The sequence below is a fragment of the Armatimonadota bacterium genome, assembly GCA_020354555.1.
Lineage (GTDB): Bacteria > Armatimonadota > Hebobacteria.
In genome coordinates, this window is sequence record CP070648.1 from 1384865 (window position 1) to 1407339 (window position 22475).

The following is a 22475-nucleotide window of genomic DNA, read 5'->3' on the forward strand; positions in this document are numbered from 1 at the left end:
CGAGCGTGCCCGGGTTGGCGTCTGCACCGGACGGAGCGACGAAATATGTCGCGCCGTGCACGCAGGTGGCCATGAGCATGCACCCTATCGCAGCGCACAGGGATTGAAGCAGGAGCGATTGACTCGGCATGTCCGTACCTCGTGGAGTTGACTGCCGCGGTACTTCGGGACGCGCTTCGCCGCCCCCTGCCACGCGGCGGTGCGGCGGCATCGAGGCGGCTTATACGCTAGTGCCCGGCGGCAGGCGCCACAGGTCGGCGTCGTGAATGCCGACGCTTCCCAGCATCGCCGCAGCGCGCGGGATCAACCGTCTCAGATGGTGATGATGGCGTACACGACATCGAGGATAAGATCGGCGGCGAGCAGACTCTCGATCAACGGATCGACCTGATTGGGAGCGCCCGCGACGAAGTACGTGCGCCCGATGCTCTCATCCTGGATCAGATCCCAGTTCAGGTTCTGCGACGACTCGACCATGCGAAACGCCTCGGGATCCGGCTTGACCAGCAGCACCGCCCCTTTCCGCAGGTAGTCTTGGAGATAGACGTGCTCCTCCACGCGAATGACTTTGCTCAGGCGCTCGATCTCGCGGCGCACCTTTTCCTTGTCATCTGCGCTGCACCGGAAAGTGATCACCACGGTGCCACTATCGTCGGGCGTCTCCTCCGAGCCATGGGCGACGATGCTGTCAATGGAGATGCCCCGGTTCGAGAACGCGGAAGCGATGCTCGTCATCGCGCCCGGCTTGTTGACCGCGATCACACGGAACAGCCAGCGATGTTGGTTGGCGGTTGTGCTCATGCCTTCTCACCCGTTGGATGGCGGAGGTTCGGGCGCATAGTCCGCCCACCGCTTGATTGGTTCCTCGCCCGAAAGGGCCCGGCACGCGCCCGCGGCCATCGCCTGCATTTCCAGCGACTCCGGAAAGACTACGACGGGCGCGAGATGGCCGATGCGGCTGCGCAGCTGATCAACGATAGCCTCCGATCGCGCCATGCCGCCCGTGACCGCGATCGCATCCACCTCGCCGCCCAGGGTTATCGCCAGGGCACCGATTTCCTTGGCCACCCAGTAGACCATCGCCTCGACCACTTGGCGCGCGGTCTCGTCGCCGGCGGCAATGCGCCGCGCGATCTCTTCGAGATCGTATGTTCCGAGGTACGACCGCAGCCCGCCGCGGGTCGAAAGCTCCCGCTCAAGTTGCTCGCGCGTGAACTTGCCGGAGTAGGCGAGGCCAATCACGTGCTTCAGCGGCAACCGGCCTGCGCGCTGAGGGCTGAACGGGCCGTCGCCGAGCAAGCTAATCGTGGCGTCGATCATGCGATTGTGACGCAGTGCCGCGACGGTGATCCCGCCGCCGAGGTGCGCCACGATCAGGTTGATCTGGTCAACTGCATGGCCGAGCTCCTCTGCCGCCCGCCGCGCCGTCTCTTTCACGCTCAGGAAATGCGCCGCGCTGCGACGCGGAACCGGCGCGTAGCCCGAGATCTCGGCCTCGGGCATGAACTCGTCCGCAACCACCGGGTCAATCATGAACGCCGGAACGCCGAGTTCGCGCGCCACCTCGGCCGCGAGGGGAATCCCCAGGTTGCACGGATGCTCGAGTTCGGCATGGCGCGTGATCGCCTCGACCAGCGCGTCGTCAACGATCACTTGGCCATTTTCGACGCGCGCGATTTCGTACACGCCCGCCTCCAGCTTGCGCTTGCCGCGCGGTAGCAGCCCGCCGCGCCCGACGATCGCATCAACGTTGGCGATCGCGTGATCGGCGAGAAACTCCCGCACCAGAGCCAGACGGTTTCGGATGTCGTCAGATGGGTCGGAAGAGGCCGGCGCGTGCCGCACCTCACCCGCGTTGAGCTCGCCCTCACCGTGGAAGAAGGAGAGCTTGGTGGAGGTCGAGCCGGGGTTGATGACGAGCACGCGGTGACGGCCGGACGCGCGGGTGAGGAGTGCGTGGCCGCGCGTGCGACGTTCGCCCGAGGGGCGCAGTTGGGTGTAGACACTCGTTAGGGCAATCGACGCCAGGCGGGAACTCAGCAGCTCCGAGCGCGACACCGGTGCGACGGGGACCTCGAGGCCGACGGTGATATTAGCGAGGCTCGCCGCGCCATAGTCGGACATCGCCATGATGGCCTTGTACACAGCATTCGCTGCGTCAATGTTGGTGAATGCCAGGATGTCGGCCTGCCCGGCCACCGACGCGCACTCCGGGAACCGCTCGATCAGTCGTTTGACCTTGACCGATTGCGGGTCAACCGCGAGGTCGAAAGAGAGCGGGCCGTAGACCTCCATGTCCTGCCATTGGTGGCGGGTGAGTTCGGCAGCGATGCGACTCGACGCGAGCGCCTTGATGTCCTCCTCATTGGCGGAGATGATGGCGACCTTGGGGCGCGCTCGCCCGAAGACGACGCGCGCGACATCGGCGGCGCTCTCGATGATGTCCACCATGCGCGCGTAGGTGCACAGGACGGTGATGCCGGGATCGGTGAGCATCATCAAGCGGCCCTCCGCGATGGGCGCCGCGTCGAAGCACGCGACAACGCTGATCGTCGGGCGGATGCGGATCTTGAGGAGCTCGCGGTACAAAGCCGGCGTGGGAGTGCCGCCCTTGATGATGATGCCCGCATCGCCCGACTGCGCGCAGGCGACGGTTTTGGCGGCGGTATCGCGGTCATCCGCGGCGGCGATGATATCCGCCGGATCCACCATGACGTGAGTCTGCTCGATGGCGTCGCGGATGAGCCGCTCGTCGCCGACCAGAATCACGCGGTCAACGATGCCGTGATCCTGCGCCGCCTCCACCAGCAGGAGATCGGCGACGCGATCCCCGCCGGCGACGACCACGCTCTTGTGCTCCAACGCGCCGGCGACGATGACGAGGTCGGAGACCGCGTGGATCTCTGACGCAGCGTTAATCGTGGGCCTCAGTGATTGTGAGGGCGGTTCGCGCATGCTATCGCGTCCTCAGTGAGCGCTCTGAGCCCAACGTGGTAGGACCTGTGCGACCGAACGTTCAGGGCAGGCCGCCGCGACCAGCGCGCCAGTCATCGGCCTTGACGTGCAGACTCCGCACCGCGGACCGCGGATGACGCGCTCAGTGCATCTCCTCCTCACATGTGCCGATGCCGTGGCGGTAGAAGCTGAAGCGCACGTTGGGATGCAACGCCAGCAGCGACATCGGCACCGCCGCGTCCGGGATCTTCTTCGAGATCATGAACGCGGTGAGGCGCATGCCGAATGGGTTGTCGTGGTTCCCCGCCTGCCAGATGGACACCCGCTCCGCCTTCCACGTCTCCACCGGCCCCACGCTCAGCGCCTGGGTCGGGACGTCCGCTACCTTTCCGCCGCCGGATGTGCGAGCATTCTGGATGATCGTCATCGGGTGCAGGTCCACCACTCGCGCACTCTGCTTCAAGTACTCTTCGGGTGGGGGAGGGGCATCCTGGTACTTGCCCTGCCGCTTCGGCGGGTCATTGAACGCCCAGTGCTTGACCTCGCCCTGGCCGCCCTGCATCACGACACAGCGTACCTGATCGAAGCTCGCGGTGTAATCGGCGAGATGATCCGCCTTGGGGAAATGCAGGTTGGCGTCCGGCATGACGAGTTGTGGGTCAATGCGGCTGAAGCACAGCTCGCGGTCGGCCTTCTCGAACGACAAGGGATGTGTCGCCGGCACCTCGCGCCCGTCGAGGTACCACTCGTCCATGCCCCAGAAGTGTGCGTGGCGCAGGTCGAGCCGGAGCGCATTGACCAACTGCGCGGCTAGCGGCAATTGCTCCGTCGGCCCGATCGGGCCGCAGATGCCGGCCGGCTTGTCCTCCGTCGCCTGCGACCAGGCCTCGACGTATTCGAGCGCCTCAGCGAGATAGAAGCTCTCCAGCGTATCGTAGAATACGATCTCGAAACCCGGCCGCGAGAGCTGTGCTATATCGTCGACCGTGAGCTTGGCGACGTCCTCGAGGATTCCGCGGTCGACGGTGGTGTAATCCCACCATTCCGGCGCGACGACGCTCAGTGGTCTGCTCATGTCAGTCTCCCTGGTCCCAGGTGATCCGCCCGGCGCGTGCGTGCCGACGCCGTCTCAACCGCTCGGCGGTCGTATCTACGTTGAATCCTATTTGACGGCACTTCGGCGTCTCCTCCTTGCGGCGGGTCCAGTGTCGCATTCCGGGCGCCGCCAAAACGAGAACCAGGGGGTGCCTCCGGTCGCCTCTCTTGCAGGTCAGAGCGGAAGTGGCGGTGAAGGTGTTTGCCATCCGCGTGGGTCCGAGGGTTTTCAATGCGCGCCAAGTTCTCGGGCGAGGTGAGCATCATGTCCCAAGCAGTCCTGACGTGTACCGACTTCCTGGTCGTGCTCGCGGTTATCGCGATTGCGCTCGCGGCCGTCACCGAGACACGCGGGCAGGGCGAACCCGGCCAAACGCTGTACAACGGCATACAACTACCGTCGCAGTGGCCGCCGCAAAGGGATGCGCTCACGCTCGCCCCGCCCCCCAAGCCACCGTATCTGGTCACGCCGCCTGACGTCATTCCAATTGACGTCGGGCGCCAGTTGTTCGTTGACGATTTCCTGATCCAACGAACGACGCTGAAGCGGACGTATCATCTCGCGGAGTACCACCCGGCCACGCCGGTCCTGAAGCCGGATCGCGCGTGGGAGGCTGAGCGCTGGCCGACGGCGATGGTGTTCAGCGACGGGGTGTGGTACGACCCGCAGGACCGACTCTTCAAGATGTGGTACATGGGCGGCTATGCGCATTCGACGTGCTACGCCACCTCGCGCGACGGTATCCACTGGGAGAAACCGGCTCTCGATATCGAATCCGGCACCAACGTCGTTCACACGAGCAAGCGCGACTCCGGCACGGCGTGGCTCGACCTCGATGAGCAGAAGCCTGAGCGGCGATACAAGATGTTTCTTTACGACTCACAGGGCGGACTCTCCAGCTGGTTCTCGTCTGACGGCATTCACTGGAGCGACGTGGGTCGCACCGGACCGACCGGCGACCGTACCACCGTCTTCTACAATCCATTCCGCGAGGTCTGGGTGTACGGCATCCGCGAGTACTTTCCGCCGCCGAATGGCGTCGGGCGCTGCCGGCGGTACTGGGAGCACCCGGACGTGCTCGCAGGCGCGAAGTGGGAGGCGGGCGAACCGACTCTGTGGGTGGGCGCCGACAAGCTCGATCCACGCCGCGCCGACCTCAACACTTCGTGCGAACTGTACAACCTCGATGCCGTGGCGTACGAGAGTATCATGCTCGGGCTGTTCAGCATCTGGCGCGGCCAGCCGCAGGATCGCGCGAAGCCCAACGAGGTGTGCGTCGGCTTCACCCGCGACGGGTTCCACTGGTATCGCCCGGATCGCCGCGCGTTCATCCCGGTGTCCGAGAACTACGGCGACTGGAACTGGGCGAACGTGCAGTCCGCCGGCGGGTGCTGCCTGGTCGTTGGTGATGAGCTGTGGTTCTACGTCAGTGGGCGGGCGGGCGAGCGCGGCTCGTCAGCCTCCGGCGTCAGCAGCACCGGCCTGGCTATGCTGCGCCGCGACGGGTTCGCTTCAATGGATGCCGACGAATCCGGCGGGACGCTCACGACGCGGCGCGTGCGGTTCAGCGGGAAGTACCTGTTCGTCAATGCGGACGCCGATGGAGGCGAACTGCGCGTCGAAGTGCTCGACGAGCACGGCAGGATGATACGGCCGTTCACGCGCGCCAACTGTGTGCCGATTTCCGCGGATAAGACCCTTCAGGCCGTACACTGGAAGGGCGCGGAAGATCTCTCCGCCGTGGCCGGCAAGCCGGTCAAGCTCCGGTTCCGCCTGACGAACGCAAGCCTCTACGCGTTCTGGGTCAGCCCGGAGAAGTCCGGCGCCAGTCGCGGTTACGTCGCTGCCGGCGGCCCGGGTTTCACCGGCCCGACTGACACCGTCGGCGCGGCCGCCTACGGCCGCTGACGCCGCCGCATCGCATGTTGCCAGAGCGTTGCCGCGCCAGGTGCGTCATTCAGAGCGGAGCGCCGAGCGTCAGCGAGGTGCAAAGCGAAGAATCCCGGCGTCGCCGATGCGCTTACGTACGGACAGCAGGAACTCGTGCGGCCGCGGCTTATCAATGAAGCGCTCGCAAGGAAGCGCCCTTCTTGCGCGCGCGGTCTCGGCAGGCGGTTGCCACCATCCCTATGAGGTTATTCGGCTTCGCCTCAGAATGACAGTGTCGGCATCCTCTGCGGGTGCTCCCCATAGGCCCTCAGCAAGAGGCATCCCGCTGCGGAGCTACGTTTCCGCGCGCAGCGCGGAACGGATCAGGTTTTCGGCCGAGAAGTCGCCGTCGGTCAACGCGGCGAGCGGCGTTTCGTCCCCGAGGATCCTGTCGCGGATCTCCGCGGGCGACAGACCGTCGGCCTCGAGCTGTTTCGACACGGCGATGAGATGCTCCAGACCGGAAGCGCAATCCCTCAGCGCCGCCCGCCCATCCTCCACCACGCTGCCGACGCCGGTGAAGAGCACCAGGCGTTCGCCCTCCAGCTCGGCGAGCCCGCGCATGTCCCTGACGAGCTGACCGACGTCCTCCTCCGGGCGGGCACCCTTGGGCGTCGGGGTGACATACAGATCGCCGGAGAAGACGTGGCCTGCGCTCTGCTCGAAGAGCGCGATGTGGCCGCGGCAATGGCCCGGGGTTTCGATGACTCGAAACTCGCGGCTCTGCGTATTGATTGTGTCGGGCGTCGGCATGGCATCGCTGGCGTCGGGAATGCCCCAGACCTCGCGCCGATAGCGCGACAGCTCCGGGCGCAGGCCGATGAGCGGCACCGATTCCCGGTGCGCGTAGATGCGCAGGCCTCGTTTGTCCTGAAGCGCCCGGTTCGCCCCAACGTGATCCTCGTGGTAGTGCGTGTTGACGATGACTTCAACGCGCTTGTCGGCGAGAAACGCGAGCAGTTCCTGCGAGATGTGGGCGCACCCCGTGTCAATCAACAGACCATCAACGAGACAGCCCGCCGTCCAGTAGATGACACCACCCGGGTTATCGCGGCCCATCCTGATGATGGTGACGTCTTCAAACTCGTATGCGCTGATCACGCAAAGCCTCTCTGCGCATGTCCTCGGCGGTCGGCGCTCCAGATCAAGGGCGCTGGCGCAATCGTCGTATCTTCGCTGTGACTGCCGTTTCTGCCTGCAAGACGGCCTCCTGCCGTACGATGGAGACCATCTGACAAAGTCTGCTCGGCCCGGCATTCTCCTGTAGGGGAGACCCTCTAGGCGCTCCCTTTCAGCGGCCCCTTGCACGCACAATCGGTTTGCCGTAGAGTTGATGCCGCCTGACGCTGCCGGAGGTCACCTATGCCGACCCTGAGACACAAGGTGCTCGCGTACATAACGCACGGCAATCGCCTGCTCGTCTTCAGCCATCCGGATGCCCCCGACGCGGGCATCCAGGTGCCCGGCGGCACGATAGGCGACGGCGAAGATCCTGCTCGGGCTGTCCTGCGTGAGGCAGTGGAGGAAACCGGCATCCATGACCTGCGCGTCGAAGCGTTCCTCGGGCGCTTTGATCAGGACGTTCCGGAACGCGGCGAGATCTTCAGGCGCAACGTCTTCCACCTCGTATGCGAAGGAAATCCGCCCGAGACATGGCAGCACGAGGAACGGCACCCGAGCGACGGCACTCCGGGGCCGATCATGTTCGAGTTCTTCTGGGTGATGCTGCCGGACGAGGTGCCTCCGCTTGCGCCGGGCCACGACGCACTGCTTGCCGAACTGCTGGCGCGAGTGCGCGCTGCGGATTAAGGGGGTAGTAGGTTGCTGTGCACCTGCGGCTGAGGCCGGGTTATCCGTGACGAGAGTATGCTTCGGGAGATCGCGCCTAGACGCTCATTGGTACGGTCAAGCCGCGCTGCGGAATCGCGCGCGGCGCGATACAGACTGGCCGTGAGCAGCCACTATGGCGGAGGCGACGACGACACCTCCATCCCCGACTCCCCGACGGGGATGACGGAGGCAGGCTGGTTGCCCGGCCACAACGAGACCTGCCGCACGGTCGCCACAAACTGGAACCCGACCGCCGCGTAAATGCGGCCCGGGGCTTCTTGGACATGGTACAGGTAGAGCCCGGACTCGCCGCGCTCGACTGCGAGTTGCTGGAGCCGGCACAGCATGGCCCGGCAGATGCCCCGCCGGCGGAAGCGCTCTCGCGTCGCGACGTCCTCCACGTTGCCCCACCCTCCGCTCCAGATGCAGGCGAGAGAGGCGGCCGGTTCCCCATCGATGCGGGCCAGCAGGCAATCCGCCCTCGGGTCTCGGCTCAGGCTCGCCCACACCTGGCGGTGCCGCAACACGGTCTCGGGATCCGCTCCTTCACCGTGCACCGCCAGCAGGTCTTCGAGTTCCTCTGGGCCGGCGACCGAGAGGGTCAAGCCAGGCACCTCCCACAGTTCCCCGCGAGCCCCGCTGCTCGGCCACGCCCGAAACGTCTGCTCCTGGCAGGCCGAGCGCCATCCCAACTCTTCAGCGAACCGTATCAGGTCTGCGTCATTGGGTGGGATGAAGAAGCGCAGGCGGGGCTGGAGATTGCGCGCGCGGTACCATGCCGCGACTTCGCTCAGGACAGCGGGCAACTGCTCCGCGGGCAACTTGCCGTCGAGGTAGGCGTGATTGCTGTCATGCGAGCCGGGATTCTCGGGATTCGCCCAGATCACTCCCCATGGCCGCGGCTCCCATGTCGCGAGGACTTCGTGGAAGGCGCGCTGGAGAGATGTCAGCTCTTCGATCCCAGGTATCTTCTGCATGGTGTCAGTGGATTGCGGGAGTGCATCCCATAGCAGAGTTGCAGGCGACACCGGGGCCGCGCATCCGCCGCTCCGCTGCTGCGCCGCAAAGCAGCGACGATCCGACGGGGCGCATGTGCTTGATCTGCCGCGGGTGGTGCCCCGGCAGAGGCTGTACGCGGCGCATGAGGCTATGCGTCGGCACGGCGGTTCACGCGCGCCGACCCACAGTGGCCGAACACCCCGCCTGTCAGGGCCAGCCCCTTCCAGGTCGGGTGTAGGCAACACCGATCATGCCATCAGCACCTCGACACAACGCGATGGCGCAGATGGCCCGCACGAGCAAGCCGTGCACGCCGTCCTTGGCGACGGCGTGCACGGCGGGCGCGACCCGGGCTCACGCCCGCCCCGCTCGTCTCCAGACTGTCTCCCCGGCCGCCCACACGGACAACAAGGGCGACGGCATCGCGCCTAACGTCGGAAGTATCGGCGCCGAGGGCGCTTCGAAGCCCGCTTGGCTGCCCGCTCCTCGCGGCGTTGCCGCTGACAATCCGGACACAGCCGCGGTGGCGGATACCCGGATCGCTCATCCCTGGCTCGCTCCGCCTCAGGGTACAGGAACGCTTGCTGGCAAGCCTCGCAGACTAGCTCGGGCTCGGAAGACAACGGCTACCAGCCGCGTCCGCCGCCGCCGCCGCCGCCGCGGCGCCCGCCGCCACCACCGCGCTCCGTGCGCGGGCGTGCCTCGTTCACCGTCAGCGCGCGCCCATCCACCTCGCGCCCGTTGAGCGCCGCGATGGCCTCGGCGGCCTTCTCCTCCGGGACGTCGACGAAGCCGAACCCCTTGTCCGGGATCAGCCGCACCTCCGACGGCTCGTACTCCGCAAACAGCTCGCGGAGCGCGCTCTCCGTTGTGGAGTAGCTCAGGTTCCCTACGTAGAGACTCTTGATGGCCATGATGGCCTCCTTCTGACACGGCCTGGCTCCGTGCGGCATTACCGCGACCAACCCGACGGCGACTTCTCACCTGCGTGCCAGGCCGCGGGCAATGGAAACGTCGCCTAGGAATATGCCCTAGCTTGCCGTCTTCGGGGACGCGCCCTCCTTAGAGAATGCCACGCCCTACTTGCGGATGTGCGCCCATTGGCAGAGTTGGCGCGGGGCGGCTCGGTTTCGGTCAACCCGGGCACGGATATACGAGGGAGGGCCCGGCCGAGCGTGCGCTCGATGTCGGCCAGCAACGGCGCATCTTCGCGCCCGGCGAGGCTCAGCGCGTCGCCGGTGGCGCCGGCGCGCGCCGTGCGACCGATGCGGTGCAGATAGTCGCCCGGTGTCGCCGGCATATCGTAATTCACGACGTGGGTCACGCCCTCGATATCCAGGCCGCGAGCGGCGATGTCGGTAGCCACCAGCACCCGCACCGCGCGCCGCCGGAAGCTGTCCAGCGCCTTCTCCCTTTGGCCTTGACTGCGATCCCCGTGGATGCAGGTCGCATTCATGTTGCTGCGTTGAAGTTGCCGCGCGAGACGATCGGCGCGGCGTCGTGTGCGCAGGAAGACGAGCACGCTGCGCATTGTATCATCTTGCAGCAGGTTGAGCAGCAAGTCCGTCCTGCGCTCGGACGGCACGTGGTACACCGCCTGCGAGATGGTCGAGGGCGGCACCGACTGAGATCCCACTTCCACCAGGACGGGATTGCGCAGAATCTCCTCGTACGCCAATTCCAGCACCGGGATAGGCATGGTGGCGGAGAACAGCAGCGACTGGCGCTCGCGCGGCAGTGCCGCCAGGATGCGCCGCAGGTCGGGCAGGAAGCCCATGTCCATCATGCGGTCGGCTTCATCCACCACCAGCACCTCGATCGAACTCAGGCGGGCGGCGCCGCGGCGATAGTGGTCGAGCAGGCGGCCGGGTGTGGCAACAACGATGTCGCAGCCTGACCGCAGCGCCCGCCGCTGGCCCTCCATCGCGACCCCGCCGTACACGGCGACGGTGCGAAGGCCGGTGCCGCGTGTCAGCGCCACAGCGTGCTGAGCGGTCTGCGCTGCGATCTCGCGCGTCGGCGCGACGATGAGCGCCCGCGTGGCGCCGTTCTGTCCCCGCCGCAGTCGCTCGATGATCGGGAGCAGGAAGGCCGCGGTTTTGCCGCTGCCTGTCTCCGCAGTAGCGATAACATCCCGACCGGACATGGCCGGTGGAATGGCCTTGCATTGGATAGGTGTTGGGGTTTCGAAGCCCAAGTGACGAACCGCTTGCAGAAGCTGGGGGTGAAGGTTGAATTGCGTGAAGATGTCAGATGTCTCGCATGCCAGAGGAAACCGTATCGCCGGCGCGCCCTGCTGGCTGCCGATGTGGCTGACTCTTAATTGTCCCCTCGCGATGCGTGAGAACCGGGATCACCCGGCTCATCCGACAGGTCATGCACGAAGGCTTACGTCGGAATACTACCACATCCCAGGGAGTATGTCAAACGGTCTGACGTCCCCCGCGACGCCCACAACGCGTTTTTCCGCGGTCGTGAATCGCCAATCCGCCGTGCGCCGTGCTTCTCCCGGCGTCGGCCCGGTCCTTGCCTGGGCTCCCCCTCATTCCTGCTTCAGCCATTCCAACGTGAGTATCGCCAGGACGATGGATTCCCTGAAGTTCTCCTGCCCCGCCTCGTACAGGCACGCGATCTCCCCGCTGGGCACCACCGCCAGGCATGAGTAGGCGCTCGGCCCGGGGTGAAGCGTCTTCGCGATGGGCCAGGTTGTGCCCTCGTCATAGCTCGCGCGCACGGTCATGTTGACGCGGCCGCTCTCGCTGGCGGGGTTCGAGAACAGAATGACGCTCTCGCCTTGCTCGGGCCAGGAATACCGGCGGATGCTCGCCTGGCAGACCGGCTCGATCAGGGCCGGATCGAAGCGCTGATCGGTCCACGTCAGCCCACCGTCGCCGCTGACTGCGACCTGGCGGGCGTGCAGCACGGGGTTGTTGTTCCGCATGTTAAGCATGAGCCGATCGCCGGTCAGTTCCACGACCTCGCACTCGTCGGTCTTAGGCTGCGGCGCACGACCGCCGAGCCGCCACGTCTCCCCGTGGTCGTCGGAATAGACGACATGGGAGTAGCCGTCCCTGGTCCCTGCCTCGATATGGTCACAGGCAATGAGCAGCCGCCCCCGGTGCGGGCCTCGCTCGATCTGTATGCCTGCCCCCGGGCCGGTCGCGTACCAGGTCCAGTTGGGCTGCTTGACGTCTGACGTGATTTCCCGGGGCTCGGACCACGTGACGCCGTCATCCCCGGAGCAGGTGACGAAGGCGCGCCGCGTGTCCTTGCTCGTCTCGCCGATGATTGCGCTTTCCCCGTCATCACCGCGGTTCCCCGTCATAAGGAGCCAGACGGTTCCCGTGTCGCGGTCGAGCACCGGGCATGGATTGCCGCAGGTGTTGGGTCCGTCATCCCACACGACCCGCTGCTCGCTCCACGTCCGCCCGCCGTCGGTCGAGCGTTTGAGGAGCAGGTCAATGTCCCCGCTGTCGCTGGGGCCATGCCTGCGGCCTTCGCAGAACGCGAGGATCGTACCGCGCGAAGTCGCGATGATTGCCGGGATGCGGTAGGTGTGATACCCCCCCTCGCCGCTGGTGAACAACGCGCTGTGCACCAGAGGTGTCATGGTCTTCTCGCTTCCAGTGTTGTTGTCTGCGTGGGTGCAGTCCCCCCCGAGGATCATCGTCACCCCAATCATCAGAGCAATAGCACGAAGTCCAACACTTCCCACCGCATCATACCCCCACGCGCCTGGTCAGCTGCACGGTGGCTCCCCCCAATCTCTGCTGCCACGCGACGCGGCGTATTGGGCGGACGGGCCGCACGAGTTCCGCGCTCAGCAGGAATTCCGAAGGTGGCGCCGCACTCTACCAGAGGAAAGCGGTTGACCAATGTCTATCACAAACGAACATTCCGCGCTGGTCATTTCCATCCTGCTCGCAGCATGCACTGCGAGCCAATCCACTGGATCATCCTTCACCCTGGCGCGCAAGGGCCGACCGGCGTGTACCATCGTCGTGGCCGCCGATCCGACGCCGGCGGCCCGGTTGGCGGCGCTGGAGCTCCAGCACCATGTCCTCAAGATCACCGGCGCTGATGTGCCCATAGCCACCGACAAGCAAAGCGTCACGGGGCCGCGGGTTCTCGTTGGTGAAAGCGCCGCCACGCGGAAAATCGGCCTGCGCGGATCGGACTTTTCGCCGCAGGAATATCTTATTGCATTCCGGCCCGAGACGCTGATTCTTATCGGCCGCGACTGGGAGGATACCGAGGACAACCGTGCGGAGCCGGGCAGGAGTATGGCGGGGAGTCTCTCGGATCTGCGGCACCGGGTGGACTACTGGAAGACGGTTGGTTGTCCCCAGCGGAGCACCGGGGAAATCGAGCTTCCCGGCGTCTTTGACGACCAGGGGACCTGTTATGCGGCCTACGACTTTCTGGAGCGCTTTTGCGGGGTGCGGTGGTACGGACCGGCGCAAGTCAACATTGTGTGTCCCAGCCGCGCGACCCTGACCATCCGCGGAACCGATATCCGCCGCGCGCCGGCCCTGAAGCATCGCAGTGCCCTGTGGAACGGCAGTTGGCCTTTCATGAGCGGCCAGTGGGGAAGCGTGACGAGGCCGGAGGTCGTGCTGTACTGGAGGCGGCTGCGGCTGGGCGGCGAGAAATGGGCGGCGAATCACACCTTTCATGGACGGACCGTGGAATCCGTGTTCAACGATCCGGCGTACCAGGCCGAGGGGCCGGGTCGCGGCTCACAGCTGTGCTACTCGCACCCGAAACTGGTTGCCCACGTGGCCCGAATGGCACGCGATTTCTTCGACCGCAAAGCCGAGGTCGCGGAGGGGTGCCTGGCGGTGGGGGACTACTTCGCGATCGTTCCTGACGACAACCCAAATTTCTGCCGGTGCGCCGCATGTAGGGCTCTGTTAGAGACCGGAGTAGACCGGGCGACCGGGCAGTTCAGCAGTGGGTGGGCCAGCGACTACTGGTTCACGTTTGTCAACGCGGTCGCGCGCGAGGTCGGCAAGACGCACCCCGACAAGTACATCGCCACTCTCGCCTACTGGTGTTACGCCTATCCGCCTCGGGACTTCGAAATCGAGGCGAACGTCTCTGTGGCTCCCTGCTTGCACGTCTGCTACTACCCGGTGCACTACGGGATACGCGACAACGACATGAGGCTCTACAAGGGGTGGCTGGACCAGACCAAGGCGCCGATGTTCATGTGGACCTACTATCATCATCCCATGGAGGCGGGCCTCGTCAACGGGTGGAAGTGCTTCCCGCACTTCATGGTTCACGAGACGGCGCGCGCGATGCGGATGTTCATGAAAGACGGCATCAGAGGGATATTTGTGTGCGGTGAGCCGGATCAGCTTGAGGCCTACGTGATGGTCAAGTTGTGGGACGAGCCGGGTCAAGATGTGGACGGGCTAATGGAGGAATTCTTCCGTTTGTATTTCGGCGGCGCTGCTGAATCGATGAACAAGTTCTACTCGCGGATTGAGGAGATCGCCTCCGACCCGGCCAACTACTCAGCGCAATACCAAACGGCGGCAAGCATATCCTGGGAAAGCGTCGCCTGGGAGCAACTGGGAACTGCGGAGAGATTGGAGGAGCTGGGTGCGCTGATCGCCGAGGCGGAGGCAGGCGCGCAGACCGAATTAGAGAAGCAGCGCGTCGCCCTGTGGCGCGAGGCGATCTGGCAGTGGATGGTTGATGGGCGCGCGCAGCACCTTGCACGGTGACGCTGGCAGCGAACTGGACCGTGCACGCGGATCATCGTCGCGTGCGTCAGGCCGTGACGGGGCATGCTGCACCCGTGAGCCTTCTGACTGCGCTCCGGAGCTCACGGCAACTTCGTGAAACCTGCCGCCCGCGGCCGACGGACGTCCGCCCCACGAATCAGTTCTGCTGCCCTCCGCGGCGCGTCCAATCCGCTCGCCGTCGCTACCGTTTCCCCATCTCGCGCGCCGCTTGCTTGATCGCCTTGATCAACTGCGTTCGATTCGCCACCGTCCACTCCGGGCTGATCCCGATCAACACCGCGCGGCTCAGCAGGTCGGTCGTCCGCGGGCACATGTTCTGGGAATAACCGGGCTTTGATCCCCTATTCTCGGGCCGCAGATACGGGTTCATCGCGGGGTGATATGCCCCGCGCCGCTCCAGAATCGGATCCCAGTTCGAGTACACGTGCCGCCCGCTGTCAATCGGCCGATATGCCCACGCGCCGCCGGGAGCGATCAGCGTCACGAACGCCCGCGCCTCGTCCTCGCTGTCGAAGATCAGGCCGAGCGTCGTCGCGCAGTCGCCCTCCGGATCGTTGTTCTTCAGGAGTCTGAGACCACTATCGGCAATCGCCGCCACGACCCGCCGCTTGTGATTGCGCATCTTTGCCAGGAGACCGTCCACGCGCTTGAGTTGCACCCGCAGCACCGCGGCAAGGATCTCATTCATTCGGTATGCGCCGCCGATGAATGGCTCGATGCTAAGATCCGCGCGGTGCGGCCGGAACGCCGTACCGGGATCGTGCTGGATGATGGCCCGCTCGTAGATCGTCGGGTTATCGGTGACGACCGCGCCGCCTTCGCCGCATGTGATGTTCTTGTAGTAGTTGAAGCTGAAGGCGCCGACGTGCCCGATCGAACCTAAGCGCTTGCCCTTGTACGATCCGCCGTCGGCCTGACAAGCGTCCTCGATCACCCGCAACCGGTGCTTGCGCGCGATGCGCATCACCCCGTCCATGTTGGCCGGCAACCCGCTCATGTGCACCGGCATGATCGCGGCGGTGCGTTTCGTGAGCTTCGCTTCGGCGTCCGCCGGGTCGAGCATCAGGGACTCGTCAACCTCGGCAATGATCGGCACTGCGCCCACCGCCAGTACCGCCGCCGGACTGGCCATGAACGTGTAGGCGGGCACGATCACTTCATCTCCCGGCCCCACGCCAAGGCCCGCGAGTGCGCAGATGAGCGCGCCCGTGCCGCTCGTCACAAGCAGCGCGTACTTCGTTCCCGTCTTCTCCGCCAGTTCTTTCTCGAACCACGCACATTCGCCCAACTCGCCCGGCTTGCCCGGCAGGAACCGGAAGAGCTTTCCGCTCGTGATGACGCGAGCTGCCGCATCTGCCTCCTGCTTCCCGATCTTCAGCATCGGATTCAGCTCCTGTCGCTGAGGCGCTATGAGTCCGGAAACCCGCCCCGCTCAACGCCGGCTTGTTTCCGCAACTCCCAATTTCGCCCTCCGTCCGTAGGACGCCTGCGACCGGCTGGCCGCGCAGCGTATGCCGTCGCAACACAGGCCGCTAGGACAGACATGTCGCGGCTCGTCGCGACTCACGTCAACTGTTTGCATCACGTTCGATTCCGCGACTGAATGAGGGACTTCGGGCCGGGCGTCGCTGTCCTGGCGGCGGTCGCATCTGGCGGGCGCCGGCGACCTTCTCCGAGGCAAACACCGCAGCAACTGCTCCCCGAAGAGTGAAGGCTCCGACCGGGGGAGGCCGTGCACCAGGTCTGAACCGGTCATGTACGTTGCGGGTCGCTGGCCCGAGCGCCCGGTCCACCCGCGGACACGCCACCGGCGCTGTGTCTGGTGGGGACGACGTAGGCTGCCCCGGATGCCGCCCGAACCGCGGCGGATGGGCGCGTCTTTGGCACAGCGAGCGCACAGGAAGCCGAGTCGGGGGCACGGAACCCCCCGACCTACAGGTTTGAGTCAGGAGACTACGATGGGCATACTTCGCAGGGCTCTACTCGCGGTTGGCGGGTTGACCGCAGCCGGGTTGGTATCGATGATCGCGGCGGGAGGCGATGTCCACTCTGCCAGCTACAAGGGATCCAAGCTATGCCTGGCCTGCCACAAGAAACCGCACCAGGCCATCGCGGAGAGCTACCCGAAGACGCCCCATGCTCTGGCGTTCTGGAAGGTGGGGGAAGAGAAGGACGGGCAGAGGATCCTTGGCGACTTCAGGACGGAGCCCGGATTCACACGGGCCCAAGTTGCCTACGTCCTCGGCGTCGGGAGGTACGAGCAGGCATACCTCGACAAAGACTTTCAACTGCTGCCCCTGTTCTGGGAAGTCGCAAGCAAGAGTTGGGTGAAACGAATGCCTTCGGTGGACGGTGCTGCACAGTGCCTTGCGTGTCATGTCACGGGCTACGATCCGGCGAATAGGAAATGGACTGAGCCGGGAGTGGGCTGTGAGTCTTGCCACGGCCCTGGCAGCGAGCACACCAGCGCGAGCGACAAGAAGGCCTCCATCGTCCGGCCGCAGACACTGGATCCGCTGCGGGAGGCGATGATCTGCGGGCAGTGCCACAGCCTCGGGCAGTCCAAGTCCAGCGCCTCTCCCCGCTCCCTGGAATACCGACCTGGTGATGATCTGGCCGCCACCTTCACTGACGCCAGACCCAGCGCGCACGTGCCGCACGAACTGCCGCCTTGGACGGAGTACTCGGAGTGGATCCAGAGCGGGCACGCCGGCGCTTCTCCGCCGACCACGTGCACCAAGTGCCATGAGCCTCACGGGCTAGGCAACCGGCCGCACCAGGTGCGCACGGAGGGCAATGCTCTCTGCCTGGATTGTCATGGAGCGTTGACCGGGGCACAGCACGCGCCAGCTAGTTTGGAGAAGGCCACCTGCACCAGCTGCCATATGCCTCAGGGCAGCCACTTCTTCAGGGAGCCGGGCCAGTAGTCGGGGCCAAATCCGTCAGACAACCATTGATCGGGAGTACACGCGACGCACCGGTCGAGACGAGACTTCGAGTCGCGCCTTGCCGCTGATGCGATCGGGTCAGTCGCCCGCCCTGGTTCTGACGAAGTCCATCGTGTCACCGGCCGCAATGCCGCGTGCGTCACAGAATCCCGCGTTTACCTCGACGACGTACATCGCGTTGCCGCCGGACGGTATCAGCGTTTCCGACAGCGGCGTGGTGTTCTGCGCGATGGACACGATCTGCTTGGCCTCGCTGACGAAGATGACGTCGAGCGGAATCAGGGTGTCTTTCATCCAGAATGTCAGCGGCCCGGAGGACTCGAAGATGAACAGCATGCCGGCGTCCGGGGGCAGATAGCTCCGGTGCATCAGCCCTTGTGTGCGCTCCGCCGGCGTATCGGCTATCTCAATGTCAATCCGCGCAATCGTCTCCGCGGTGGCCTGGCGAACGAACCACAACTCGCCCTCTTTGGTGAACTGCACTTCCGGCGCACTCGTGATGACGTTCGAACCGCAGCCCGTCACGAGCGCTAGTATGAGCGCGCCTATTACGGAGACTGTTGGAGCCATTCCGCACCGCCACCTGGCCATGGGCCGTCCCTCGTCACGTTCGCCAAACGCCGCGGGCGAGGAAGCAGAGCGCGGCGATGGCGGACAACTTCTGCGGGTTACTGGCGCTTTCCTGGCGGCAGTCGCCGTAGCCTACCGGGATCATCGCCGAACTCAGAGTATCTGGGTCTCCCCAGGCAGTCAATTTGGCGGGCGGCGGTGATCGCGAGTCGAAGCGACACCCGTCGCGGCCGCACGTTGCCGGCGCGCATGACAACTGCTGCTTAGGAATACCACGGCTCAGCGGCGTTTCTTCATCGCCTTCTGCGCCCTGGCCCAGGTGTCGCGCAGGGTAACCGTGCGGTTGAAGCAAAGCTTCTCCCGCGTCGAGTCGGGATCAACGCAGAAATACCCCTGCCGTTCGAACTGATAGCGCGTGCCCGGCGGGGTGCCGATGACGCTTGGCTCCACATGGCAGGTCGTCACTTCCAGTGACTTTGGGTTCAGGTTTGACAAGTAGTCCTGCCCCTCTTCCACTTCGTCGGGATCCGGCTTCACGAAGAGGTGGTCGTAGATGCGCGCCTCCGCGGGAACCGCGTGCTGCGCCGAAACCCAATGCAGCGTGACCTTGGCCTTCCGGCCGTCCGGCGCATCGCCGCCCCGCGTCTCCGGATCGTAGGTGCAATGCACCTCCGCTATCTCGCCGCGCTCGTCCTTCACCACATCGACGCACTTGATGAAGTAGGCGTAGCGCAGTCGCACCTCTCGCCCCGGAGCCAGGCGGTAGAACTTCGGCGGCGGCTCCTCACGGAAGTCTTCGCGCTCGATAAACAACTCGCGCGCGAACGGCACCTTGCGCGTCCCGGCGCTCGGATCCTCGGGATTGTTCACGGCATCCAGTTCCTCGACCTGGCCCTCGGGGTAGTTGACCAGGACGACCTTCAACGGGTTCATCACTGCCATCACGCGCGGTGACCGCTTGTTCAGGTCATCGCGCGCGCAGTCCTCCAGCACGGCGACATCAACCACGTTGTAGTTCTTGGCCACTCCGATCCTGCTGCAGAACTCGCGGATGGCCTCCGGGGTATAGCCGCGCCGCCGCAGCCCGGCCAATGTCGGCAAGCGCGGGTCATCATACCCGCGGACGCGGTCGCCGTTGACGAGTTCGATAAACCGACGCTTGCTCATCACGGTGTACGACAGGTTAAGGCGCGCGAACTCGATCTGGCGCGGGTGGAAGATGCCGAGCTGATCCAGGAACCAGTCATACAGCGGACGGTGGTTCTCGTATTCCAGCGAGCACAGGGAGTGCGTGATCCCTTCAATGGAGTCCTGCAAGGGGTGCGCCCAGTCGTACATCGGGTAGATGCACCAGTTGTTGCCCTGGCGGTGGTGCTCGGCGTGCCGGATACGGTACATCACGGGATCGCGAAGGTTGAGGTTGCCCGAAGCCATGTCAATTCGAGCGCGAAGCGTGCGCGACCCGTCCGGGAACTCGCCCGCGCGCATGCGCTGGAACAGGTCCAAATTCTCCTCGACGCTGCGGTTGCGGTACGGGCTCTCAACGCCAGGCTCGGTCGGCGTGCCGCGCGTCTCGATGACCTCTTCCGGCGACAGGTCGCAGACATAGGCCTTGCCCTGCTTGATGAGTTCGATGGCCAACTCGTACTGCCGCTCGAAGTAATCGGAGCCGAAGAGCAGCCGGTCGCCCCAGTCAACCCCAAGCCAGCGCACGTCCTCGATGATGGCGTCAACGAATTCCTGTTCTTCCCTGACGGGGTTGGTGTCATCGAACCGCAGGTTGAACAGGCCGCCGAACTCCTGGGCGATGCCGTAGTCAATCCAGATCGCCTTCGCATGGCCGATGTGGAGGTAGGCGTTCGGCTCAGGCGGAAAGCGCGTGTGCACGCGGTCGAACCTGCCGCTCTGCAAGTCCTCCTTGACCGCCTCGCGGATGAAGTCGGTTGACGGTTCGCCGCGATCCCCGCTCGTATTCGCCGCATCCGGCTTGTGCGTTCCAGCCATGTTGAAAACCGCCTCTCTCCCGACCGGTATCCCGAAACCGGGATTCCGCTTTTCCTCGACCGCCGGACATGATTCTGCCACAGCACTCATGGAATGGTCAAGGAAAAGCGAAGCGGCGGTGTCGGTCAGAATGCTTGGCAGTGAACGGTTCCACATGGGATAGAGTCCCGGCTTGGAGAAAGAAAGGCAAGGGCGTTGGGGCAGTGGCGCCCGTGCGCCCCCGGCTCGGCAGACTGGCTCAGGCTGCGCTAAGGCTTTGCTTGGACAATCCGTAGCTCACAGCAGGCGATGTCCGCGACGGGAGTGCCGCGTGCGGTTAGGTCGAAGGCGAAGTCGGGAGATTTGACGCGTTCAATATGGGCGCCCAGAAGGCTTGAGAAGTGATAGAATCACGCCGCAGAGATTCCCCTGGCAAGGCAGGGATGATCGATGCCTGCTGGCTTGCGCGGCGATGGCAAGGAGATGGCGGAAATGCAGAAGCCGTTCGTAATTCGGGAAGGCTGGCTGAGGTTCATGTATCTCTACACCATTGTGGGAGCGGGCGCAATGGGAGTGGGAATCGTGACCGCGCCGCAAGCGGTCAAGGCAGCATTTCGCTGGCCCGTGGACGAGCCCGTTGCCCTGGGCATATTGGGCAGCGTTTACGTCGCCTTTGGGCTCCTGTCTGCGTTCGGCTTGCGCGATCCCCTGAAGTTTGCGCCGGTTCTGCTGCTCCAGCTGTGCTACAAGTCAATCTGGTTCGTCGCGGTGCTTGTTCCCCTGCTTATCACGGGGCGATTTCCCGGGTACGGTCTCCCAATTGCCGCGATATTCGCGACGTACATCATCGGAGACCTGATCGCGCTCCCGTTCCGGTATCTTCTTGCTCGACCATCCGGCAGTCATCAGGCTGCAGTGCCAGCGGGCGGGTCATAGACCGCCTCGGCGACCGACCAGGCGCCGCGCTTGTCGCAAACCACCTTCTGAGGGCGCCTGGATGGCTCTGTGGCGGGCAGCGTGCGTCTTCGGCGCAACGTCGGCCACGTGATACGTAAGTCGGGGTGCAGCCCCGGACCGTTTGCCAGTGACAACCGCGGAAGGGAGGCGAAGATGCACGAGTTACCGTGGCTGGACGGATACTCAGAGCAGTCGACAGATGATCTCATCGCACTTGAGGGAAAGTATCGGATCGACTCACTCGTCGCCGCATTTGAGGAGGCCCTCGGTCGGAAAGCTGCGCGTGTCGGAACAGAGAACCTGACGGACGAGGAATCCATTATCCTCGCCGTTGAGGCGCTCGAGAGGGAGGTAAACAACGGGGGATACGGTCAGTTCTTCGCCAACACGTCCAACGAGTTCGCCCCGATAATCGTCGACGCCCTCACTCGCATTGGCTGCCCTAAAGTCGCTGCGCTCACTCAAGACGCGATTAACACCCTCGGCATTCAAGGGCCTGTTGCGGGCGATGCCATCGACCGCGCGATGGCCCAGGCAAGTGAGGAACGCGACGACGAGCTGGCGGAGTGCGATGATCGCTATTTCGAGAGCGCGGGGGATCTCTCGATTCCGCTGTTCGAGTTCATCAGGAATAACAGAGACGCGATTCGCCTGACATGAGATGGGCTCATGCAGCGGAGAACCGTCTCGGTTAGCCGCCGCGGTCGGCGTATCGGGGCATTACGCGTCTATGCCGCCGAGAGTCCCGATCCGAGTTCGCGCATCCAGCCGTCGTGGTTCTTGACCTGGAAGGCGGTCTCCGTTCCGTCAGTCAACTTCAGGATCAGGAACTTGCGGCCGCCGCGGTAGTTTCCTGCGAACCATTGGTCATCGCGGATCTCCGCGATGTCCGACAGCGGGATCTCAGTGTCCCGGCCAATCGGTTTCCTGAAAATGAGCCTGCGGTCGGTGAGCGCGATCACGCCGTAGGTCTTGGCGGAGATGATGCCGCCAATCATGCCCTGATAGAAGCCGGTTTCGGGCCCGACGAGCACCTTCTCCCGCGACCGCGCAAGCGATCTCTTTAGGTCGCCTGCCCTCCATAGCCAGAAGGCCAGGCCGCCAGAGACCACTGCCACGGTTATGAGAATAACCTCGAAGTCAATCACTCGACTTTCTACGGTCAGACAGTCTTGCACCCGACCGCTGCGAATTCTCACTCGGCTATTGTTTCACCGCGCGCATGCGTCCTTCTCTGCGGTGCCTGTCTGCCATTCGAGCTGCAGGGCGCCGACGAATTGGAGATACGGACGTTAGGTTCCCTCGGTTGCGGCAGACGATAGACGCGCGAAGTTGGCGATCGCCAGCGGCACCCGCTGGTTGTTCACTCCAGTTCGCGCAGGGCACCAAGCCGCACGTTCCCGTGATTCGCTCAGCCGTCTCTGCGTCGAATACCCGTGAAGGTGCGCGGTG

Annotated in this window: 18 protein-coding genes; 6 read left to right on the forward strand and 12 right to left on the reverse strand. The window is 64.7% G+C overall.

Annotated features, from left to right (window positions below):
- Positions 1-312 precede the first annotated feature (312 nt).
- The 3 genes from JSV65_05610 to JSV65_05620 form a co-directional block, all read right to left on the reverse strand.
- Entirely contained in the window at positions 313-801 is a 489-nt protein-coding gene (locus JSV65_05610) for an ACT domain-containing protein (protein UCH35829.1), read from the reverse strand.
- A gap of 6 nt (positions 802-807) precedes the next feature.
- Complete coding sequence (buk, locus tag JSV65_05615) at positions 808-2955, reverse strand: butyrate kinase (protein UCH35830.1); 2148 nt, start codon at positions 2953-2955, stop codon at positions 808-810.
- Between the two features lie 142 nt (positions 2956-3097).
- Positions 3098-4030, reverse strand: a complete 933-nt coding sequence (locus tag JSV65_05620) for a glucosamine-6-phosphate isomerase (GenBank protein ID UCH35831.1) — start codon at positions 4028-4030, stop codon at positions 3098-3100.
- 252 nt (positions 4031-4282) lie between these two features.
- On the opposite strand from JSV65_05620, the gene JSV65_05625 reads away from it, so the two are divergent.
- Positions 4283-5959 carry a glycosyl hydrolase family 32 gene (locus tag JSV65_05625; GenBank protein ID UCH35832.1) on the forward strand — a complete coding sequence of 559 codons (1677 nt, stop codon included), beginning with the start codon at positions 4283-4285 and terminating at the stop codon, positions 5957-5959.
- Positions 5960-6274: 315 nt separating this feature from the next.
- Here the strand turns inward: JSV65_05625 and JSV65_05630 are convergent, their stop codons facing one another.
- On the reverse strand, positions 6275-7081 hold the full coding sequence (locus JSV65_05630) for an MBL fold metallo-hydrolase (GenBank protein UCH35833.1): 807 nt from the start codon (positions 7079-7081) through the stop codon (positions 6275-6277).
- A 261-nt stretch (positions 7082-7342) separates the two neighbouring features.
- On the opposite strand from JSV65_05630, the gene JSV65_05635 reads away from it, so the two are divergent.
- Positions 7343-7789 carry an NUDIX domain-containing protein gene (locus tag JSV65_05635; protein ID UCH35834.1) on the forward strand — a complete coding sequence of 149 codons (447 nt, stop codon included), beginning with the start codon at positions 7343-7345 and terminating at the stop codon, positions 7787-7789.
- Between the two features lie 152 nt (positions 7790-7941).
- On the opposite strand, the gene JSV65_05640 is transcribed toward JSV65_05635, so the two are convergent.
- From JSV65_05640 to JSV65_05655, 4 genes are all read right to left on the reverse strand, one after another.
- Positions 7942-8787: a GNAT family N-acetyltransferase gene (locus JSV65_05640; protein ID UCH35835.1), complete on the reverse strand. Its 846-nt coding sequence runs from the start codon at positions 8785-8787 to the stop codon at positions 7942-7944.
- A 648-nt stretch (positions 8788-9435) separates the two neighbouring features.
- Complete coding sequence (locus JSV65_05645; protein ID UCH35836.1) at positions 9436-9723, reverse strand: RNA-binding protein; 288 nt, start codon at positions 9721-9723, stop codon at positions 9436-9438.
- A gap of 104 nt (positions 9724-9827) precedes the next feature.
- Positions 9828-10955 carry a DEAD/DEAH box helicase gene (locus tag JSV65_05650; protein ID UCH35837.1) on the reverse strand — a complete coding sequence of 376 codons (1128 nt, stop codon included), beginning with the start codon at positions 10953-10955 and terminating at the stop codon, positions 9828-9830.
- A 396-nt stretch (positions 10956-11351) separates the two neighbouring features.
- Positions 11352-12419, reverse strand: coding sequence for an exo-alpha-sialidase (locus JSV65_05655; protein UCH35838.1), 1068 nt, complete (start codon positions 12417-12419; stop codon positions 11352-11354).
- Between the two features lie 265 nt (positions 12420-12684).
- Between JSV65_05655 and JSV65_05660 the strand changes: the two genes are divergently transcribed.
- Entirely contained in the window at positions 12685-14544 is a 1860-nt protein-coding gene (locus tag JSV65_05660) for a DUF4838 domain-containing protein (GenBank protein UCH35839.1), read from the forward strand.
- 202 nt (positions 14545-14746) lie between these two features.
- Here JSV65_05660 and JSV65_05665 read toward each other — a convergent pair whose 3' ends face one another.
- Positions 14747-15946 carry a DegT/DnrJ/EryC1/StrS family aminotransferase gene (locus JSV65_05665; GenBank protein ID UCH35840.1) on the reverse strand — a complete coding sequence of 400 codons (1200 nt, stop codon included), beginning with the start codon at positions 15944-15946 and terminating at the stop codon, positions 14747-14749.
- A gap of 577 nt (positions 15947-16523) precedes the next feature.
- Here JSV65_05665 and JSV65_05670 point away from each other — a divergent pair.
- The gene (locus JSV65_05670; GenBank protein ID UCH35841.1) at positions 16524-17492 is read left to right on the forward strand and encodes a hypothetical protein; all 969 of its coding nucleotides are present in this window, start codon (positions 16524-16526) and stop codon (positions 17490-17492) included.
- Positions 17493-17591: 99 nt separating this feature from the next.
- Here the strand turns inward: JSV65_05670 and JSV65_05675 are convergent, their stop codons facing one another.
- Entirely contained in the window at positions 17592-18083 is a 492-nt protein-coding gene (locus JSV65_05675; GenBank protein UCH35842.1) for a DUF192 domain-containing protein, read from the reverse strand.
- 279 nt (positions 18084-18362) lie between these two features.
- Positions 18363-20087: a glutamine--tRNA ligase/YqeY domain fusion protein gene (locus JSV65_05680; GenBank protein ID UCH35843.1), complete on the reverse strand. Its 1725-nt coding sequence runs from the start codon at positions 20085-20087 to the stop codon at positions 18363-18365.
- A 471-nt stretch (positions 20088-20558) separates the two neighbouring features.
- Here JSV65_05680 and JSV65_05685 point away from each other — a divergent pair, with 471 nt between their 5' ends.
- Both JSV65_05685 and JSV65_05690 read left to right on the forward strand, forming a co-directional pair.
- A complete protein-coding gene (locus JSV65_05685; protein UCH35844.1) occupies positions 20559-21002 on the forward strand; it encodes a hypothetical protein in 444 nt (147 codons plus the stop codon).
- Positions 21003-21176: 174 nt separating this feature from the next.
- Positions 21177-21683: a DUF4375 domain-containing protein gene (locus JSV65_05690; protein UCH35845.1), complete on the forward strand. Its 507-nt coding sequence runs from the start codon at positions 21177-21179 to the stop codon at positions 21681-21683.
- Positions 21684-21751: 68 nt separating this feature from the next.
- Here JSV65_05690 and JSV65_05695 read toward each other — a convergent pair whose 3' ends face one another.
- Entirely contained in the window at positions 21752-22171 is a 420-nt protein-coding gene (locus tag JSV65_05695; protein UCH35846.1) for a hypothetical protein, read from the reverse strand.
- Positions 22172-22475: the final 304 nt, after the last annotated feature.

Coding starts and splice junctions, on each gene's coding strand:
- JSV65_05610 (UCH35829.1), bottom strand. CDS start 801: ATGAGCACAACCGCCAACCAACATCGCTGGCTGTTCCGTGTGATCGCG.
- buk (UCH35830.1), bottom strand. CDS start 2,955: ATGCGCGAACCGCCCTCACAATCACTGAGGCCCACGATTAACGCTGCG.
- JSV65_05620 (UCH35831.1), bottom strand. CDS start 4,030: ATGAGCAGACCACTGAGCGTCGTCGCGCCGGAATGGTGGGATTACACC.
- JSV65_05625 (UCH35832.1), top strand. CDS start 4,283: ATGCGCGCCAAGTTCTCGGGCGAGGTGAGCATCATGTCCCAAGCAGTC.
- JSV65_05635 (UCH35834.1), top strand. CDS start 7,343: ATGCCGACCCTGAGACACAAGGTGCTCGCGTACATAACGCACGGCAAT.
- JSV65_05640 (UCH35835.1), bottom strand. CDS start 8,787: ATGCAGAAGATACCTGGGATCGAAGAGCTGACATCTCTCCAGCGCGCC.
- JSV65_05645 (UCH35836.1), bottom strand. CDS start 9,723: ATGGCCATCAAGAGTCTCTACGTAGGGAACCTGAGCTACTCCACAACG.
- JSV65_05650 (UCH35837.1), bottom strand. CDS start 10,955: ATGTCCGGTCGGGATGTTATCGCTACTGCGGAGACAGGCAGCGGCAAA.
- JSV65_05655 (UCH35838.1), bottom strand. CDS start 12,419: ATGACACCTCTGGTGCACAGCGCGTTGTTCACCAGCGGCGAGGGGGGG.
- JSV65_05660 (UCH35839.1), top strand. CDS start 12,685: ATGTCTATCACAAACGAACATTCCGCGCTGGTCATTTCCATCCTGCTC.
- JSV65_05665 (UCH35840.1), bottom strand. CDS start 15,946: ATGCTGAAGATCGGGAAGCAGGAGGCAGATGCGGCAGCTCGCGTCATC.
- JSV65_05670 (UCH35841.1), top strand. CDS start 16,524: ATGGGCATACTTCGCAGGGCTCTACTCGCGGTTGGCGGGTTGACCGCA.
- JSV65_05675 (UCH35842.1), bottom strand. CDS start 18,083: ATGGCTCCAACAGTCTCCGTAATAGGCGCGCTCATACTAGCGCTCGTG.
- JSV65_05680 (UCH35843.1), bottom strand. CDS start 20,087: ATGGCTGGAACGCACAAGCCGGATGCGGCGAATACGAGCGGGGATCGC.
- JSV65_05685 (UCH35844.1), top strand. CDS start 20,559: ATGCAGAAGCCGTTCGTAATTCGGGAAGGCTGGCTGAGGTTCATGTAT.
- JSV65_05690 (UCH35845.1), top strand. CDS start 21,177: ATGCACGAGTTACCGTGGCTGGACGGATACTCAGAGCAGTCGACAGAT.